This window comes from Methanomassiliicoccus sp., assembly GCA_012719175.1.
GTDB lineage: Archaea > Thermoplasmatota > Thermoplasmata > Methanomassiliicoccales > Methanomassiliicoccaceae > UBA6.
The window spans coordinates 122,643-139,996 of record JAAYAX010000011.1 but is presented as its reverse complement, the minus strand read 5'-3'; the positions used below and the strand labels follow the sequence as shown (position 1 = coordinate 139,996).

The following is a 17,354-nucleotide window of genomic DNA, read 5'->3' as shown; positions in this document are numbered from 1 at the left end:
GGAGGTCCTCTGGACGTGCCTTGAGCAAGCCTTTATGCTGACCTTTTGAGGCAATAATGGTAAGATGTTTTTATAGCGATGGCATCAATCTCTTACTGAGTGAGGGATATGGGTTCTGAGAGAAGCGATTGGAAGATGGAGCAGCAGATCCTCAACAAACAGCTGGGCCTGCTCGCGGCGGCCATAAAGGTGGAGACCTACGGGAGGGACTTCTACCTGCGGATGAGCGAGTGCGTCAAGGACAAGGAGGGAAAGCTGATCCTCCGTAGCCTGGCCAAGGATGAGAAGGACCACCGTACCTGGCTGATAAGGCAGGTCGACAGGATCTTCCCGGGAAAGAACGTAGACACCATCGCTCCGGACCCGGAGTACGCCAATATCGTTCCCCAACGTCCCTTCCCCGATGTCCCCCCAGGAGCATGCTTCTCCTCCCAGGATGAGATAAGGGCGGTGGAGATGGGTATTGAGGTGGAGAAGGCCTCCGTGCGCATGTACGGCGAGGTCGCTTCCTTGACCCGGGACCCGGAGCTGAAGGCGCTGATGCAGCGCCTCGTGGAGTGGGAGAGAGGGCATCAGAAGACCCTCGAGGACAACCTGGAGTACCTGAAAAGGGGCGGAAGCTGGTATGGCTACGAACCCATCCTGGATGGATGAAAGTCCTGCGGCGATGCCCCGTAGGGGGTGCCTGGATGGATCTGGACATCCTCCAATGTCCGTTTCTGTTCCGTCGATAGTTTAAAGACGTTTTCTTCCATACTGTGGTTCCGTATCGCTATTAACAGGTGATAACAGGCTCTAATTCTTAGAGGTACACCCATGGTAAAGATGCCGGATATCAATAGGGAACTTCTTGCTTGTCTGCAATGCGGTTATTGCGTACGGGTCTGCCCCACTTACGAGCAGACGCCGTGGGAGTCCGTTACTCCCCGGGGCAAGGTATTCTACCTTACACAATTGATGAAGCGCTCCCCGATGGACACATTGTTGGGACGCAAGGTTAAGGTCGACCAGGAGTTCGTGGACGCCCTGTTCAGCTGCACCGGGTGCGCCCAGTGCGAGACCGTATGCCACGTCAACATCGAGTTCGCGGAGTTCTGGGAGAAGGTCAGGGAGTGGGTCGTGGACCAGGGGAAGGGTCCCTTGCCGGCGCATTCCAAGCTCGCCCAGAGCATCAAGGACTTCAGCAACCCCTACAACGAGCCGAGGGAGAAGCGCGGCGACTGGTGGCCGTCAGAGATACCCCACACCGAACATCCCGACATCATCTTCTACGCGGGCTGCACCGGATCGTACAGGATGCAGAGGATCGCCAAGGCCGGGGCCACCGTTCTGCACCGCGCCGGCGTTAAGCTGGACATTCTGGGAGGAGAGGAGTACTGCTGCACCTCCCCCATGCTCAGGACCGGGCAGACCGGTCTCACCACCGAGTTCGCACAGCACAACATCCGGGCCGTCGAGAAGAGGGGGGCCCAGGCCATGGTCACCACCTGCGCCGGCTGCTTCAAGACCTCCTCTACCGACTACGGGAAGTACTTCTCCAACCCCTCCTTCCCGGTGTACCACTTCTCGCAGTTCGTGAACAAGCTGATCAAGGAGAAGAAGCTCAAGTTCACCAAGGATATCAAGGCCAAGATCACCTACCACGACCCCTGCCATCTAGGTAGGCACGGAGGAGTGTTCGAGGACCCCCGAGAGGTGCTCAAGAAGATCCCCGGCGTGGAGCTGGTGGAGATGCCCCGCAACCGCATGGGCTCGCGCTGCTGCGGCGCGGGAGGCGGCTACAAGAGCGGGTACAACCAGCTCGCCGTCAACATAGCCGCGGAGAGGGTGAAGGAGGCCATCGCCACCGGTGCGGATATCCTGGTAACGACTTGCCCGTTCTGTGTCCTCAACCTTCAGGCAGGGGCCAAGCAGATCGGCGCGGACATCAAGGTGCTGGACATATCTGAGCTGCTGCTAGATGCCACCGATCCCAATGCCGCTCCGGCCGCTGCCGAGGGCGCCAAGGCAGAAGGCAAGGTGGCGGCAAGGCCGGCGAAGGCCGAGGGCGCTGCCAAGCCTGCGGCTGCAGCAGAGAAGGCCAAGGCCTCCGCACAGAAAGCGTAAACCCTTTCCAGACGTACCTTTTTTTCCTTATGCTACACTGTACGCGCTGCTGTCGACAGATATCGCGTTCGAACAACCAGGCGATAGGTTGAAATACCGAAGTGCCCTCGAATTGTCGCCTGGCCATGGTTTTTGAGCAGCTAGATCAACGTATCCAGCAGGTCCTCCGGGACAAGGACATCCATGAGCCCACAGGCCCTCAGAAGGAGGCCATTCCCTATATCCTTCGGGGCGAGAACCTGCTCCTGGTGGCCCATACCGGCATAGGGAAGACCGAGGCCGCCATGCTGCCCATCTTCCATCAGCTGATGAAGACCCCAGGCAAGGGGATAAGATGCATCTACATCACGCCCCTGCGGGCTCTCAACCGGGATATGCTGAAGAGGCTCACGGAGTTCGGGGACGCTCTGGACCTGAAGGTGGCGGTGAGGCACGGGGATACCTCCCAGACGGAGCGGCAGCATCAGTCCCGGGACCCTCCGGACGTTCTCATAACCACTCCCGAGACGGTGCAGGTGCTGTTCACCGGTAAGAGGCTGAGGGAGCATCTGTCCCGCGTGAAGCATGTGGTAATCGATGAGATCCACGAGCTTGCCAGCAACGATAGGGGAGCGCAGCTGGCGGTCGCCCTGGAGCGATTGGTGGAGATATCCGGGGAGTTCCAGCGCGTCGGCCTATCCGCGACCGTGGGGTCAGTGGAGGAGGTGGCGAGGTACCTCGGAGGAGAGCGACGGGAAGTGCGGACCGTCCGCGCCCACATCTCCAAGGACCTGCAGGTGAACGTGCAGTCGCCACCGGTCGTCGATGAGGACCGGGACCTGGCCGGCCGCCTGCAGAGCGACCCGCACCTGATCTCGGGGATGAGGCGGTGCAAGGACCTCATCGAGGAGCACCGCTCCACCCTGATGTTCGTCAATACCCGGGACACCGCCGAGGCCATCGCCGCCCGCTTCCACATCTGGGACGAGGGGTTCAAGGTGGGGGTGCACCACGGATCGCTGTCCAAGGAGGTGCGCATCGAGATGGAGGAGGACTTCAAGAACGAGCGTCTCAAGGGCCTCATCTGCACCTCCTCCCTGGAGCTGGGCATCGATATCGGCTCCGTCGACTACGCTATCCAGTACAATTCCCCGCGCCAGGTCTCCCGCCTCATACAGCGCATGGGGAGGGCGGGACATTCGGTGGGGGAGCGCTCCGAGGGGGCTATAGTGGCCTCCAATCCGGATGAGGTCGCCGAGAGCCTGGTCATTGCCCGGCGGGCCATGGCCGGGGAGCTGGAGGACCTCCGGGTGCGGGAGAGGCCACTGTCCGTGCTGGCCAACCAGCTGGTGGCGATGGCCATGGTAGGGCAGGTGGAGAAGGAGCTGGCCTACCAGGTCATCAAGCGGGCCTACCCCTTCCGGAACCTGCCACGGGAGGAGTTCCATGATGTCATGGAGCAGCTGACCAGGATAGGGTTGCTCTTCGATAACGAGGAGAAGTACCGGCGCAGCAACCGGGGGATGCGGTACTTCTACGACAACCTGTCCATGATCCCGGACGAGCGCACGTTCCTCATACGGGACATCTCCTCGCGGCGGATCATGGGAACCTTGGACGAGTCGTTCGTGGTGTCCTTCGCCGAGCCGTACGCGGCCTTCATCACCCACGGTAAGACGTGGAGGATCGTGGAGGTCAGGGAGGATGAGTTGTTGGTGGAGCAGATTCGCGACATCGGCTCCATCCCCTCGTGGGTGGGCGAGGAACTGCCTGTACCTTTCGAGGTGGCCCAGGAGGTGGGCCGCCTCCGCCGCACGCGTTCCTACGCCGACTACACCGGGGATGCCGATGCCATCGAGGCACTGAAGGTGTACCTGGGCAAGCAGGACGCGGACGGGGCGGTGCCCTCCGACCAGATGGTGACGCTGGAGATGGGGAAGCGCATGGCGGTGCTGAACATGTGCTTCGGGACCCAGGTCAACGAGACCATCTCTAAGATCCTCTCGGTCCTGCTGACAGCGCGCCTGGGGGAGAGCGTGGGGGTGCACACCGACCCCTACCGCATTGTCATCGAGCTTCCCCGGGACATTGACCCCAAGCTCATCATCGAGACCCTGAGGTCCATTAGATCGGAGGGGGTGGAGAGCCTGGTCCGTCTGGTCCTGAAGTCCTCCTCCTACCTGAGGTTCAGGTTCGTGTTCGTGGCCAAGAAGTTCGGCGCCATCGAGCGCGATGCCGACTACCGGCAGGTGAACTTCACCCGCTTGGCCGAGGCCTACGAGGACACGGTGCTGTTCGAGGAGGCGGTGAGGAAGGTGCTGTGGGAGGACTTCGACGTTGAAGGCACCGTCAAGGCCATGCGGCGGATCGAGAGCGGGGAGATAACCTTCCGCACCATGGGGCTGACCACCATGGGTCGTGCGGGCCTGCAGCACTCCCGAGAGCTTATAATGCCCCAGCGTGCCGACCACACCATCCTCATGGCGCTCAAGAAGAGGCTGGAGGCAGAGGTCATGAGCATGTCCTGCGTCAACTGCCATACCCAGTGGCGTATGAAGCCTCAGGATGCGCCTGACCGGATATTCTGCCCCCGCTGCGGAGGGCAGATGGTGGCCGCCCTCCTGCCTTACAACAAACAGGACATCGCCCTTCTCAAGAAGGCCAAGCCCAATGAGGAGGAGACGAAGGAGATCAAGAGGATGTTCAAGAACGCCAGCCTGGTCAGGGAGCATGGGAAGAGGGCCATGGTCACCCTGGCCGGAAGGGGCATAGGGCCGGACACCGCCGCCCGCGTCCTGTCGTCTTTCTATGAGGACGAGGACGAGTTTCTGCGGGACATCCTCAGTGCCGAGCTCACGTACGCCAGGACCAAGCGCTTCTGGGACTGATCACTTTCTCCGGAACCGGTTGCTGACCGTCCCCACACCGGGGATGGACGCCACCACCAGGTCGCCGTCATGGAGCGCGCTGACCCCCTCGGGTGTTCCGGTGGCTATGATGTCCCCCGCCTCAAGGGTCATGAACCTCGAGATGTAGGAGATCAGGCTCTCGGGAGGAAACACCATGTCCGCGGTGTTCCCCTTCTGCCTTACCTGTCCGTTGACTGTAAGAACGAGCTCCAGCCGATGAACATCCTCCACCGAAGAATAGGGGACGGGCTGCGACATGGGGGCGAAGGTGTCCATGCTCTTCGATAAGGTCCAGGGGTCCCCGGCCTTGCGTGCCTTGTTCTGCATGTCCCTGGCCGTCACGTCGTTGAACACGGCGACGTGTGAGACCTTGCTCAACGCCTCCTCGTCGGTAACGTTCCTGGCGGTACTGCCGATGATGAGGGCAAGCTCCACCTCGTGGTCCACCCTCCCCACGTCCCCGGCCATGATGTCCTCCCCGTCCCCTATCAGGGCGGAGGAGGGCTTTAGAAAGATCATGGGCTCCTCCGGGGCCTGGGAGTTGAGCTCCCTTGCGTGAGCGCGGTAGTTCTGACCTATGCACACGATCTTGCCTGTCGGCATGGCTCCTCAGAGGTAGTCGCTCACTGTCTGCAGCTTGAACAGAACATGCTTCCCCTTGAGGGTCTGATGCACCTTGTCAGCGAGATAGATAGCATCCTCCACCGTCGCCTTGTTGCCCCACCGGTAGATGAAATCGTAGCTTCCGGTGGTGGGCTCGAAACCCAGGCCGTGAAGGGCGTCCATGACCTCTGATGGGCGGGCACCCTCGGTATTGAATGTTATCGTGAGATAGGTAATCATGGTTCAAGGAATAGCAGGGGTTGAATTTAAAGAATCACCCCTACGTTCCAGACGTGCCGATAGGATAGGGAGAGCGAACATAGTGAGGAGAAAAAGGTGGGAGCGGCGGAGGAAAAATGGATGATCGATTGAGGTTCTGATTAGGGGGGGTTCTCCGCTCCCTAATACGAAATCATCTAGGTAAGTATATAATTAGTAAATATCTAGAAATCAGTATTGATATTAAGTTGCGGATCAGGCCTCTAGGCCAGCGGGTCCGCCATCATCTGGAGCGGCCGCCTCCCTATACCCCTTGAACCCTTTGGCCACGATATAGATCTCCGAGCTGCTGGAACGGGACGCCTTGGGGGAGTGCAGGCGGACAGAGGAGAAGCTCTTCTTGACCTCCGAGATGAACTCGTTCATCATGTCCCCCTCGAATATCTTCATGACCAGGGAGCCGCCGGGCCTCAGGGTCCGGAGGGCGAACTCCAGGGCATGGGTGCACAGGTCCACGGACCGCGCATGATCGATAGAATAGTTGCCGCTGATGTTGGGGGACATATCGGAGATGACCGTATCGGCCTTGCCCCCGAGCAGGGACCTGAGCTCCTCCACCGTCTCCGGCCGGGTCATGTCCCCGCGAATGGTGCTCACTCCTTCCAAGGGTGCGATGTGCTGCAGGTCAACCCCCACCACCTTCCCCTTGGGCCCCACACGCTCCTTGGCGATCTGCAGCCATCCTCCGGGAGCCGCACCCAGGTCCACCACCGATCCGCCCTCCTGGAAGATGCCGAAGCGCTCGTTTATCTGATGAAGTTTGAACGAGGCCCGCGAGCGGTAGTTCAGCTGCTTGGCCTTGCGGTAGTAGAAGTCCTGCTTCCTCTCCTTAAGCCAGCGCTTGCTCATGAATGAGCAATTCTCGCCTCGTCCTTAAAGATTATCCTCCTGCCGATAAAAGGTTTCAAGTCCTGGAGAGGATACCGTATCGGTCAGTATGTCCGGCAGCAAGAAGCCCCTCACATATGCCCAGGCGGGAGTGAACATTGATGCTAAATCGCAGGCCATCGAGGCACTGGTCAAGCAGCTGGTCTTCCGCCGGTCGGGACCGGTCAGGATGATCGACCTCCCGGGACAGTTCACCGGGCTCATTGACTTCGGCGACGTGGCCCTCACCCTGTGCACCGACGGCGTGGGCACCAAGCTCCTAGTGGCCAAGGCCATGGGCAAATGGGATACCATCGGCATCGACTGCGTGGCCATGAACGTCAACGACACCATCTGCGTGGGGGCGGAGCCCATCTCCTTCGTGGACTACCTCGCCATTGACCACCCGGACCCTGAGCTCATGGGCGAGATCGGCATCGGCCTTAACCGCGGGTGCGAGCTGGCCAACTGCGATCTGGTGGGAGGGGAGGTGGCCGTGCTTCCCGAGATAATGAAGGAGCTGGACCTCTCGGGCTGCTGCCTGGGCATGGTGCGGAAGGAGCGCATCATCGACGGCTCCAAGGTCGCCCCCGGCGACGTTATCGTGGGGCTGCCGTCATCGGGCGTGCACTCCAACGGCCTAACACTGGCGAGAAAGGTCCTGGAGTCCAACGGCATCGGCCTGGACCAGAGTTTCTCGCAGCTGGGACAGAGCATCGGCCTGGAGCTGCTGACCCCCACGGAGATCTATGTCCGCAAGGTGCTGGAGATCGTGGAGAAGTGCACGGTGCATGGGATGATCGACATAACGGGCGGTGGGCTGCGCAACTTCCTGCGTATGCGCAAGGGCATAGGCATCGTGATCGAGGACCCCATGCCCGTGAATCCCATCTTCCAGGTGCTGGCGGACATCGGCTCGCTGGAGCTGGCGGAGCAGTACCAGACGTTCAACATGGGCATGGGCTTCGCTCTGGTGTGCCCTCCCGAGGAGGCTCAGAAGGTCCGCTCCATCTATGGGGATGGCGCACGCGTCGTGGGCACGGTCATCTCCGGGGAGGGAGTGACCGTGCCGTCGCTCGACATACGTTACAACAAGTACTGAGAGTCCCCACGGCCGGTCGGGCGTCAACGCTTACCGGCAAGGGACCACATCTCCGTCCCCTTCTCCCGGAAATGGACCAACCTGCCCTCTTCCAGCAGCTCCTCCAGGACCTTCTGCAGGTGCACGTCCTCGATATTGGTAAGGGATGACAGCTCGGAATAGGAGAGGTTCATCTCCCCCAGCTCCCGGACGACCCTCTTCTTGTAGTCGGTCTTCAGGATCTCCGGCATCTCCTTCTTGGGCTTCCTCTTCCTGGTCAGCAGGAACACCCCCGCGACGATCGCCGTGACGAGGACGATGAGGGATGGCCATTCCACCGTGGTGCCGGTTACGAAGCTCTGGGTCTCACCGCCCACGGTCACCTCGTGCGCGCCGTCAGCCAGGTTGGTGGCCCGAAAGGTGATGTTCTTGGCCTCCCCCGGCTCCAGGGCGACCTTCTCGGAGGCCACCTGCTCCCCGTCCAGGATCATAGTGAGGTCATAGCTTCCAGAGCTGTTCCCCTCGTTCACTATCGCCATGGTCGCGGTGATGGACCCTCCGCGGCTGGTCATCAGGACCAGGGGCCACCACATCTCGTTGACGTTCATGGTGACCTTGAAGTCATGGACGGCCAGGCGGGCCACGGTGCCGCCCGAGGCCACGAACACTGCCAGGGCCCCGGTGTTGCTCACGTAGCTCCTTACCTCCCAGGTCACGGTGGTCTCCGATATCGGCGTTAATCGACCCCAGGAACCTCCGTTCAGCTGGTACAGGCCCAGGATGGTGGAGCCCCGGGGCAGCGCTGAGGTATTAAGCCCCACTACGATCTCCGGCATGGGGGAAAAGTTCACCTTCACTATTGTACCGTTGCCTAGGCGTCCATCGAAGCTGTAGGCCGCCACCGTTTCCGCCCCCGGGGGGCCGGTGGGCAACAGCGAGGCGTTGGCCACGGATAGGGTGATCCTGGTGGGTACCATACTGTCGGATGTGGTGATGGAGGTCCCCTCCGGAAGGTGGAGGCTAAAGCGGCCTGTCCGGTCGGTGGCGATCACCGTCTCCAGGGTGTTCCCGTTGATGTCGGTGCCGACCACGGTCTCCTTCCCCAGGAAGTCAACGATCACGAAGTTGTACGAGCTCCCGCCCACTGGTATGTCCACCAGGAGGTAATTTATGCTGAAGCTGAGGCCATCGCCCTGGGCGTCGTTCTGCGGAGTGCCCGTATCCACGAACTCCCAGGACCATATGGCGGTCACCGACTCCCCCGCGGACAGCGGACCGATCAGGAGCTGGTTCTCATCGGCAGGGTGGTCCGGGAGGTCCTTCAGGGGAGAAGGTAAGGACAAGGAGGTGTGGAGGCCGTTGGATGATAAATGGAACTGCAGGTACTTGCTTAGGGCCGCCCCGTCGCCCCGCAGATCGGTCTCCTGGACGTTGCTTATCCATATCATCAGGTTGGCGGTGATGGAGCCGGCGTTGCGGATCTCGATGGTGGTGGTACCTGTGTCCCCGGGCATCATGGAGCCGGCGCTCCAGGCCACGCTCCCCTGTCCCCCCAGGACCAGGTCCACGGCCCCGCTGGCAGCGTCCGCCCCCGGCAGGGGGAAGGAGACGAGGAACATTAAAGCGATAAGACAGGCCGCTGCTCGGGTGAGCCTATGCCTTCGCCCTAAGCGAGACGGTAGTATAGCCTCACCTCTTCCAGCACCGGGGTTTCGCCCAGCACCTCACTGGTCAGAACGGCGCGCCACTGCACATATCGTCCGGTCAATCCTTCGAGAGAGGCATGGGTGCCATCTCCCAGGTCCTCCCAGGCATCGTTCGGGACTCCTCCGGAGAGGGTATCATTCGCTCGCACCTCTACGATTATCGAGGTTCCTGCGGGGAGGATACGGTCCCAGAACGCGTGGTCGAATATCGTTCCCGCCTTACCCGTGTCGAAGACCGCTGATGTAAAGGATCCCGTCTCCGATGGCTGGAGCATGATGTCACCTGGATAAGAAGTAACGTCGGTGCCGGTCGCTGTGCCGCTGGCGTAATCCTCCATGCTGGTCTGCTTCCACAGCAGGGGTATCCCCCCAGACGTGTAGATCACCGATGAGACCTCGGTGTCCACGTAGTGGCACGCGATCTCCCCTGTACCTAAGGAGATGAGCGTCACGGCCGCGAGCATGATCGCCCATACCTTTCTGGGGATCACTCGCCTCCCTCCTTGGGGCCCTGGGCGTCGCTCTTGCCGTTCTCTCCCTTGGCCTCGTTGACGATGATGAGCACCCCCAAGAGGACGATGGCCGCCCACCCGAGCGGTCCCTGCAGGAAGTTAACCACGTAACCCAGGTAGGGTGCGGTGAGCTCTACCTTACCCTCCACATCCCCATAGGCTACGGGATACGGGTCCGCATCCTCATTAGCATCGCCCTTGGTGACCATGATGGCGCTGGCACTGTCCATTGCGATGACGCGGTGGCACACCAATGAGCCATCTAAGGTCCGGTAGCAGGCTACATCGCCCACCGCCAGGTCCTCCGGCCGCTCCGGGGAGGTCACTGCTAGATCCCCAACGTTGATGGCGGGGGACATGCTTCCGGACCGCACCACGTCCATCCTCCATCCTAAGGCCGGGGCCAGGGAACCCGCCAGCGCCAGTGCTAGGAACGCTGCTATCGCGACGATCCCTATTTGACGTGGCCTGAACCTCACCTCAACCCTCCATGGAATAATGCGTCCAGGCCTATGTCTGGGTCAGGGTGAACTCGATGCTGAAGGTGCAGATGTCGCCCTGGATCACGTTTCCCACAGAGGTCGGGACCAGATACTTGACGGACACCTTGGAGGTGGCCCCTCCTGCGAGCGAGCCCAGGTTCCAGCTGGTGGTGGCGGAGTTGACCGTGCCCGTGTAGGCGGTGGTCTCCGTCCCGTCGACGATACCGTTGCTGTTGCTGTCCACCCACACGGTTATCATCATGTTGTCCCCAAGCTCACCAGCATCGGTGCCCAGAAGCGCCTCCGGCTCGGGGGTGGAGCCTGCTCCATTGTTGATGTTCGTCAGGCGTCCGGTCAGGGTACCGGGGGAGTTGCCAGCGTTGGTCAGCAGCATGGTCTTGAATCCCGTGGAACCGGGCACCAGGTTCTCGGCCGTGAACGCGGTAGCAGCCCATGGGTTCTGGGCGTCCACGGTCAGATCGATGGTACCGGCAGTGAACGAGTTGCCGCTGCTGGTCTCGGTATCGTTGAAATACGCGTACAATGCCCCGCTGCTCATGACAGCGACCATTGTCAGCGCCAGAAACGCGATGATTGCTCTTCTCTTGATCATGTACCCATCTCTCCTCAGGTTGCCGAGGATGGACCTGCTCGGTCCCCGAGACCCGTTGGACGAGGTTACGATATAACAGTTAGTATCTTGTTCGCTTTATTGGTAATCAGCCTATAATAATACATCCAGATGGATATGGCTAGCACCTTCCAGATGGCGGTGGGATGGCCTACACCGCGAGCCGATGGGCGATCGCCCCCACCACCGCTCCCATGGCGGTGCAGGTCTCCAATGAGAAGCCTCCAGGGGTGATGTCAAAGTGTTTACGGACCATATCGAACACCTCTCGGGGAGCGCCCTTGGGGCCCAGCCCGAACACCACCATGACGCTCCGCCCCTGTCTCAGAAGGATGATGATTTCGTCCAAGCTCACCTTCTTACCCTCCTCGGGCTTGCGCGTGGTCAGGACCGCCTCTCCAAGCTGCGGGGGAAAGCCCCGGTTGGGGTAGGGGAAGGTTTGGAACCGCCCCTTGGACGTGAGCTCCCTGAGGAACTGTCCGTTCTCCCCTATGGAAGTGGTGGTGGCGACCCAGTCCGCGATCTCCTGGGGAGTGCCCAGCTCCTGGGGGAAGGGGAACCCGAAGGTCACGAGGTTGAAGTCGAAGGCCAGGGCCAGGGGTCCCGCCCTTGCCAGCGCGCGGCGGTGGGCCTCACGGAAGTTGCGGGGATCGTAGGAGTTGTACAAGGCGATGGTGGGACGGCCCAGGCGTGACATGGTGTTCCTTTGGCGCCATTGCCTGCTACCCCATAAAAGGTACGCCCGAAAAAAAGGATGAGAGGGTGGGACCTGCTCACGCAAGGTCCGAGTTGGTGTCCAGCATCTTCGCCCACTCGTATTTTCGACGCTTCTTGAGGTCCGTGTTGTGGTAGACGTAGCTGAATATGAGCGGCACCACTGTGGTGGCCTCGGCGTAGACCATCTGCTCATAGGTGGTCTCCACCTTCCCCCAGGAACTTGCTTCCTTCAGGGTGGAGCTGGAACAGGCGCCATCACGGACATCGGCTACGGTGATCTGCACAGCATACTGGTGCATGGGGACGTCCTTTCCCAGGCACTCCGCGCACACCACGGTGTCCTGTGCGAAGTTCTTGGGGACCCCGCCCCCTATCATGAACAGCCCTGATGTCTTGGCGTTCATCTTGATGCGCGTCAGCTCAAAGAAGTCCTTCACGGAGTCTATAGATATGTGCTCCTTGGGGTTGGCGGCCTGATGCATCACCAGGCCGAAGCCGGCGCTGGAGTCCGAGAACGCGGGGCAGAACACCGGGACGTGGTGCTTGAACGCCAGCTCCACCAGGGAGTTCTTCTTCTTGGCGTTCTTGGTGAGGTACCTGCCCATCTCCCTGATGAACTCCCTGGAGGAGTAGGGGCGCGGTTCCAACTTGTCAGCGATCGCCTTTATTGTGGAATCGCACTTCTGGAGCTGCTCCTCGTCTATGTAGGTGTCGTATATGCGGTCTATGTAGTTGTTTCGCAACATGTGGTCATCGATGAACGGCGTTCCCTGATAGTGTTTGAAGCCCAAGGCCTCGAAGAAGTCCATGTCGACTATGGAGGCCCCGGTAGCTACCACGGCGTCGATCATGTTGTACTTGATCATATCCGCGTAGACGTTCATGCAACCGCCGGCGCTAGTGCTCCCCGCAAGCGTAAGAAAGGTGGTGCAATCCTTGTCCTCCACCATCATCTTCAGGATATCCGCTGCCCGCGCGGTGTCGCGAGAGGTGAAAGACATCTCGCGCATGCTGTCAATGATAGGCGTGGAGTCGTACTTGGTCGCGTCAACGTGCTTGACGGTCTTCTTGAGGAGGTCTTTCTTCTTCATGATCATCCACTCAGCACTTCGACGAAAGCATCGACAGACCGTCAGGTACGCCCTGCTCAGGTCATCGGCCGCCCGTCAATATATGGTGATGATATCAGCGTTATTAAGCTTAGCTCATTTTACCCGTGGCCGCCAGGGTCTGGGAAGCGGGACAGCGATGCTGGTGACGAGGAAGAAGCAGGCAAGGCACCAGAAGTTTAACCTACTAGAAGGGGATGTGGCAGCATCGAGAGCGGAGGATGCGAAGACCGTTAGAGTGATCACACCTTTTCGGGGACTTTGCGGGGACGGCTGCAGATCGCATATATGTCCCCGTCGAAGAAGACGTCTAGTTCGGGATGCTCGGCCTGGATCTCCTCGATCTTCCTGAGCACCTCACGGAGAGTCAAGTCGCTCTTCTTGTCGATCTTGACATGTATCTGCTTCTCCATGCTTAGAACTCCACGCGACGCTCTCGCTATCCTAATCGAATGAGGATGTCGGTATATATGTTTTTGTTTCTAGCTATCCGGACTGATTAGCATGCTGGATAGGGTCAGATTGAGGCCGTTTTTTACCCCGCCCCATAGGGGCGGGACGTATTATCAATTGAGAATAAAATAGCAGGAAATCGTTAATATGCCCTCAAACGCTCTCCAAGATACTCAATAACCACAGGTGCGCAATTGGCACGTAAAAGAAAGGCCCGAGAGGAGGGTGCCTCCGAGGCCGACGGAGATTCAACCGCCATCGTCCCAAGCACAGGGGACATCGCCGCAGCCAGAGCTGACGATCTGCGCAGGTGGATGGCGGGAGAGTCCACCTTGATGGCATGGTTGGAGGAGGACCCCTCTCAGCAGCCTACTTTCTATGGCACCACCAACGTTCTGGACCAGGACCCTGCCCTGGAGCAGAAGATAGCCTTGTACGAAATGGAGATCGCCTCCCTTAAGAAGACGTTATCCTCCGGTGGAGGTTCGATCAGCGACCAGGAGGTTGCCGGCCTGAGGGCCGAGGTCGAGCGTTTGACCACAGTCAACCGTGAGCTCAGGGAGCGTGCCTCGGCCACGACCCCGGAGTCGCTTCAGGAGAGGGAGGCGCAGCTTCGGGAGAGGGAGAACGATCTGGAGGCCAGGGAGAGGGCCATCAACCTCAACGGTTTGGGCGACCCGGTCATGCTGGAACGGTACAAGGCCGAGATCAGCGAAAAGGACGCTGAGGCGCAGAGGAAGGAGGCCGAGCTCCGTGCCCAGCTGGAGCGGACGGAGGCGGACCTGAGGGCCAAGGAGATAGAGATCAAGCTGAGAGATGACGAGCTGAAGCTTTCCAAGATGTCCAAGCCAGAGGCCAACAAGGAGATGGAGCAGAAGCTCAAGGGCTACCAGGACCGGGAGAGAAGGGTCCTGGAGATGCAGGATACCGTCAATAGCTTGAGGGACCTCCTGAACGAGAGGGAGGATGAGCTCAAAGGGCTGAAGGAGATCATCAGCTACCGCGAGAACGAGCTGGCCCGCAGGGAGGAGGACCTCAGCTTCCGCGAGCGCAAGGTCACCGAGGAGAAGCGCCGCCTGGAAGAGGCCAAGCGCATCACCGGAGGCCTGGAGGAAGCGGAGCTGAAGAAGCGCCTGGACGAGCTGAAGGCAGAGGTCGACAAGAAGGAGCGGGACCTCAAGGCCAAAGAGGAGTACATCCGCAACAAGGAAGCGGAGCTGAGGACCAGGGAACAGGGAGCCATCGAAGAGGAGCTCAAGCACAAGGAGGCGGACATCGCCCTGGAGGCCGATTCTGCAAAGGTCAAGACCGGCAACCCCCGCCTGGACGACCTCCTTCTGGGAGGCATACCCTTCGGTTCGAACGTGCTGGTGCACGGCCCCCCCTTCGTGGGGAAGGAGACCATGGTTAACCAGTTCATCGCCGAGGGACTGAAGAAGGGCATCCCTGCCATATGGGTGTCCACCGACAAGACCACCTCGGACCTGAGGGAGGAGATGAAGCTGGTCCTCCCGTCATACGAGGACTACGAGGCCCTGGGGCTGGTCAAGTACGTCGACTCCTACTCCCGAAGCATGGGAGACACCACCGTCGACAAATATACAGTATATATCGACGAGCCCACCGCCCACGACAAGATCATGGAGGCTGTGGACGAAGCGGCCAAGGCGTTCCGGGAGAAGCATGAGTACTATCGCCTGGCCTTCCGCACCATATCCACGTTGATCGCCTACTCTGATCCCAACACCGCGTTCCGCTTCCTTAGCCCCTTCTGCGGCCGGAGGAAGAGGGACCGGGCCGTCTCCATGTATACCATCGAGAAAGGTATGCACGGCGAGCAGGAGATACAGATGCTCGGCTCCATCATGGACGGAATGGTGGACTTCAAGGTCGACCAGCTGAAGCTGTTCTTCATGATCAAGGGAATAACGGATGTGCAGTCACGGTCGTATATCCGCTATACTGCCACCCGCCATGGCCTAAGCATCGGGTCCTTCGCTCTGGACCACATCAAGTGAGGGTGCGCCCTCCGATCAAAGAGGGACGGGCTCAGGTCGATGCATTGTGCATGCCGACATTCCTTAAGCTCAACCCTCAGGCGAACTCCGGCCCCGGCTGGGTGCGAGGGGCGGGCCCGGCCTTCTTCTCGATGTTGATGCGGGGCAAGGGGAATGGGGGAGGGAGCCTTATGTCCCGGGCGATGAGAAGCGCGGTGGGAATGCAGTTGGAGACCACGATATTGTGAACGATGTTCGCGTCCTCATTGGGCATCGACGAAGTGGCGCTCCATTCCTTTATGAGCGGATCGACCTCGCCCTCCAAGAGCACGTTCCCCTCTATCTTGATGTATCCCATCCCCACGTAGTTGACGGTGAACCTGAACTCCACGGAGGCCGTCCTGTCGGAGGAACGGCTGATCTGAGTGACTGTGCTGTTGTGATCTATGCGGATGTTCGCCATATGCTCTCCAGCCTTGGAGAAGCGTTTGGCCTCGATGGTGTTGGTCTCAAAACCCAATAGCTGCATTGTTGCGCCCCAGAGGCGATAACCGGGACCACTAATAGAGATTTGCACCAGGGATCAGAAAATTAGAAGGAGTGCCGCAGGCCGGACTTGAACCAGCGACTTCAAGATCTTCAGTCTTGCACTCTCCCAGCTGAGTTACTGCGGCGTTGCCGGTGAGTAAACGGCACCCGCATTATAAATCTTCCTAGTCGAGCCGACCCAAGAAAATAGAATGCATGAGGTCGGCAAAGCGTTCCGATAAACGATAGGAAGGCGGTCTGAACCGGGCCGTGAGGGCCTTCGTTCACGCTTCTGATAATCACCCCGCCGGCCATGGCCATGCAACTTTATTCATGTGTCATCTTGAATATAATTATCTGTTCCAACATGTCACTATGTGTTTTTGCAATCCAGCTAGAAGGCTTTAAGATGGAGCCCATGTTTTTCAAAGCTCGATTGTGGAGTAAAGGATCATGGTGGTACCAGTGCGCACTAGGGCTCTGACAAGATCTCGCAGGGTAGCTCTTTTAAAGAAGGACCGCCAGGGGGTCGCCTCCACCATCGGTACGATCATGGCCCTGTTGGTCTTCCTGGCTTTCATGTCCCTGATCGTCAACTCCTATGTCCCCGCATGGATGCTGGACAATGAGCGCTCGCACATGAACAAGGTCATGGACCAGTTCGGAGAGCTCAAGGGGAAGGTCGACAGCATGATCGCCCAGGAGAGGACGACGGGAGATACCTCGCTCAACATGTACGCGCCTATAACCGTGGGCTCGGAGGGGGTGCCGGTGTTCGCCACTCCCACAGCTGGACTGATATCGCGGGTCCCACAAGGAGTGGGCACAACCGGATTGAACATTCAGTTCAGTTACGCGACCACCACTGAGGACATCAAGGTGGACGTCTCCGGTGGGGGTAAGATAGAACTGTACGCGCCCAACCGGTACTACGTGCAGCAGTGGATAGCGTATGAAAACGGGGCCATCCTCATCAAGCAGCAGGATGGCCAAACCATGAGGGCCTTCCCTAACCTGGACATATCCAAGAACGCCGGGAGCATCAACGTGGGCTTCACTGAGGTGGACATAATCGGTACCAACCAGTCCTTGACCGGTTCGGAGACCGTGGGATTCAGCCTGGACCTGCTGTACATAGATGCACAGACGTACGCCGCGGCCGGGGACAAGACATGGAAGATGACCATGAACACCACCTACGGTGCGGCATGGTGGAGATACTTCAATGACGCCTTGGCCGGTGCAGGCCTGGTCTCAGGTACGGATTACGTGCTCACGCCCGCGCTCCCTGTGGTCGCCTCCGATGATGTTGTGCAGATAAGCCTGACCTTGAACAACTGTGGGACCATCGCCTACAACCGTGCCTACGTCAGCATGACCATGCTGACGTCCTGA

Annotated in this window: 17 protein-coding genes and 1 tRNA gene; 6 read left to right on the top strand and 12 right to left on the bottom strand. The window is 59.7% G+C overall.

The genetic code is table 11. The features are described from left to right. Nucleotides 1-108: 108 nt before the first annotated feature. The 3 genes from GXX95_08415 to GXX95_08405 all read left to right on the top strand — a co-directional run bounded on the left by GXX95_08415 (nucleotide 109) and on the right by GXX95_08405 (nucleotide 4,973). Complete coding sequence (locus GXX95_08415; GenBank protein ID NLT38165.1) at nucleotides 109-654, top strand: ferritin family protein; 546 nt, start codon at nucleotides 109-111, stop codon at nucleotides 652-654. A gap of 171 nt (nucleotides 655-825) precedes the next feature. Continuing rightward, nucleotides 826-2,106, top strand: coding sequence for a (Fe-S)-binding protein (locus GXX95_08410; GenBank protein ID NLT38164.1), 1,281 nt, complete (start codon nucleotides 826-828; stop codon nucleotides 2,104-2,106). A 125-nt stretch (nucleotides 2,107-2,231) separates the two neighbouring features. Then, a complete protein-coding gene (locus GXX95_08405) occupies nucleotides 2,232-4,973 on the top strand; it encodes a DEAD/DEAH box helicase (protein ID NLT38163.1) in 2,742 nt (913 codons plus the stop codon). On the opposite strand, the gene GXX95_08400 is transcribed toward GXX95_08405, so the two are convergent. From GXX95_08400 to GXX95_08390, 3 genes are all read right to left on the bottom strand, one after another. Continuing rightward, nucleotides 4,974-5,597 carry a fumarylacetoacetate hydrolase family protein gene (locus GXX95_08400; protein NLT38162.1) on the bottom strand — a complete coding sequence of 208 codons (624 nt, stop codon included), beginning with the start codon at nucleotides 5,595-5,597 and terminating at the stop codon, nucleotides 4,974-4,976. Nucleotides 5,598-5,603: 6 nt separating this feature from the next. Then, entirely contained in the window at nucleotides 5,604-5,837 is a 234-nt protein-coding gene (locus tag GXX95_08395) for a hypothetical protein (GenBank protein ID NLT38161.1), read from the bottom strand. 234 nt (nucleotides 5,838-6,071) lie between these two features. Beyond that, nucleotides 6,072-6,725: an RlmE family RNA methyltransferase gene (locus tag GXX95_08390; protein NLT38160.1), complete on the bottom strand. Its 654-nt coding sequence runs from the start codon at nucleotides 6,723-6,725 to the stop codon at nucleotides 6,072-6,074. 88 nt (nucleotides 6,726-6,813) lie between these two features. Between GXX95_08390 and GXX95_08385 the strand changes: the two genes are divergently transcribed. Further along, nucleotides 6,814-7,845, top strand: coding sequence for a phosphoribosylformylglycinamidine cyclo-ligase (locus GXX95_08385; GenBank protein ID NLT38159.1), 1,032 nt, complete (start codon nucleotides 6,814-6,816; stop codon nucleotides 7,843-7,845). Nucleotides 7,846-7,868: 23 nt separating this feature from the next. On the opposite strand, the gene GXX95_08380 is transcribed toward GXX95_08385, so the two are convergent. The 7 genes from GXX95_08380 to GXX95_08350 form a co-directional block, all read right to left on the bottom strand. Continuing rightward, nucleotides 7,869-9,443: a hypothetical protein gene (locus tag GXX95_08380; GenBank protein ID NLT38158.1), complete on the bottom strand. Its 1,575-nt coding sequence runs from the start codon at nucleotides 9,441-9,443 to the stop codon at nucleotides 7,869-7,871. A 47-nt stretch (nucleotides 9,444-9,490) separates the two neighbouring features. After that, complete coding sequence (locus tag GXX95_08375; protein NLT38157.1) at nucleotides 9,491-10,021, bottom strand: hypothetical protein; 531 nt, start codon at nucleotides 10,019-10,021, stop codon at nucleotides 9,491-9,493. Continuing rightward, a complete protein-coding gene (locus GXX95_08370) occupies nucleotides 10,018-10,521 on the bottom strand; it encodes a signal peptidase I (GenBank protein ID NLT38156.1) in 504 nt (167 codons plus the stop codon). The genes GXX95_08375 and GXX95_08370 overlap by 4 nt, the downstream gene beginning before the upstream one ends. 31 nt (nucleotides 10,522-10,552) lie before the next feature. Next, complete coding sequence (locus GXX95_08365) at nucleotides 10,553-11,137, bottom strand: hypothetical protein (GenBank protein NLT38155.1); 585 nt, start codon at nucleotides 11,135-11,137, stop codon at nucleotides 10,553-10,555. Between the two features lie 169 nt (nucleotides 11,138-11,306). Continuing rightward, nucleotides 11,307-11,852, bottom strand: coding sequence for a DUF531 family protein (locus GXX95_08360; GenBank protein NLT38154.1), 546 nt, complete (start codon nucleotides 11,850-11,852; stop codon nucleotides 11,307-11,309). A 76-nt stretch (nucleotides 11,853-11,928) separates the two neighbouring features. After that, complete coding sequence (locus tag GXX95_08355) at nucleotides 11,929-12,963, bottom strand: deoxyhypusine synthase (GenBank protein NLT38153.1); 1,035 nt, start codon at nucleotides 12,961-12,963, stop codon at nucleotides 11,929-11,931. 260 nt (nucleotides 12,964-13,223) lie between these two features. Beyond that, nucleotides 13,224-13,394, bottom strand: coding sequence for a hypothetical protein (locus GXX95_08350; GenBank protein NLT38152.1), 171 nt, complete (start codon nucleotides 13,392-13,394; stop codon nucleotides 13,224-13,226). Nucleotides 13,395-13,628: 234 nt separating this feature from the next. Between GXX95_08350 and GXX95_08345 the strand changes: the two genes are divergently transcribed. After that, nucleotides 13,629-15,452 (top strand): recombinase RecA, encoded by a 1,824-nt coding sequence (locus GXX95_08345; protein NLT38151.1) that lies wholly within the window; start codon nucleotides 13,629-13,631, stop codon nucleotides 15,450-15,452. 76 nt (nucleotides 15,453-15,528) lie between these two features. Here the strand turns inward: GXX95_08345 and GXX95_08340 are convergent, their stop codons facing one another. Both GXX95_08340 and GXX95_08335 read right to left on the bottom strand, forming a co-directional pair. Beyond that, on the bottom strand, nucleotides 15,529-15,960 hold the full coding sequence (locus GXX95_08340) for a hypothetical protein (GenBank protein NLT38150.1): 432 nt from the start codon (nucleotides 15,958-15,960) through the stop codon (nucleotides 15,529-15,531). A gap of 72 nt (nucleotides 15,961-16,032) precedes the next feature. Then, a tRNA-Phe gene (locus GXX95_08335) sits at nucleotides 16,033-16,105 on the bottom strand. 307 nt (nucleotides 16,106-16,412) lie between these two features. On the opposite strand from GXX95_08335, the gene GXX95_08330 reads away from it, so the two are divergent. Continuing rightward, a complete protein-coding gene (locus tag GXX95_08330; GenBank protein NLT38149.1) occupies nucleotides 16,413-17,354 on the top strand; it encodes a hypothetical protein in 942 nt (313 codons plus the stop codon).

Coding starts and splice junctions, on each gene's coding strand:
- GXX95_08415 (NLT38165.1), top strand. CDS start 109: ATGGGTTCTGAGAGAAGCGATTGGAAGATGGAGCAGCAGATCCTCAAC.
- GXX95_08410 (NLT38164.1), top strand. CDS start 826: ATGCCGGATATCAATAGGGAACTTCTTGCTTGTCTGCAATGCGGTTAT.
- GXX95_08405 (NLT38163.1), top strand. CDS start 2,232: ATGGTTTTTGAGCAGCTAGATCAACGTATCCAGCAGGTCCTCCGGGAC.
- GXX95_08400 (NLT38162.1), bottom strand. CDS start 5,597: ATGCCGACAGGCAAGATCGTGTGCATAGGTCAGAACTACCGCGCTCAC.
- GXX95_08395 (NLT38161.1), bottom strand. CDS start 5,837: ATGATTACCTATCTCACGATAACATTCAATACCGAGGGTGCCCGCCCA.
- GXX95_08390 (NLT38160.1), bottom strand. CDS start 6,725: ATGAGCAAGCGCTGGCTTAAGGAGAGGAAGCAGGACTTCTACTACCGC.
- GXX95_08385 (NLT38159.1), top strand. CDS start 6,814: ATGTCCGGCAGCAAGAAGCCCCTCACATATGCCCAGGCGGGAGTGAAC.
- GXX95_08380 (NLT38158.1), bottom strand. CDS start 9,443: ATGTTCCTCGTCTCCTTCCCCCTGCCGGGGGCGGACGCTGCCAGCGGG.
- GXX95_08365 (NLT38155.1), bottom strand. CDS start 11,137: ATGATCAAGAGAAGAGCAATCATCGCGTTTCTGGCGCTGACAATGGTC.
- GXX95_08360 (NLT38154.1), bottom strand. CDS start 11,852: ATGTCACGCCTGGGCCGTCCCACCATCGCCTTGTACAACTCCTACGAT.
- GXX95_08355 (NLT38153.1), bottom strand. CDS start 12,963: ATGAAGAAGAAAGACCTCCTCAAGAAGACCGTCAAGCACGTTGACGCG.
- GXX95_08350 (NLT38152.1), bottom strand. CDS start 13,394: ATGGAGAAGCAGATACATGTCAAGATCGACAAGAAGAGCGACTTGACT.
- GXX95_08340 (NLT38150.1), bottom strand. CDS start 15,960: ATGCAGCTATTGGGTTTTGAGACCAACACCATCGAGGCCAAACGCTTC.
- GXX95_08330 (NLT38149.1), top strand. CDS start 16,413: ATGGTGGTACCAGTGCGCACTAGGGCTCTGACAAGATCTCGCAGGGTA.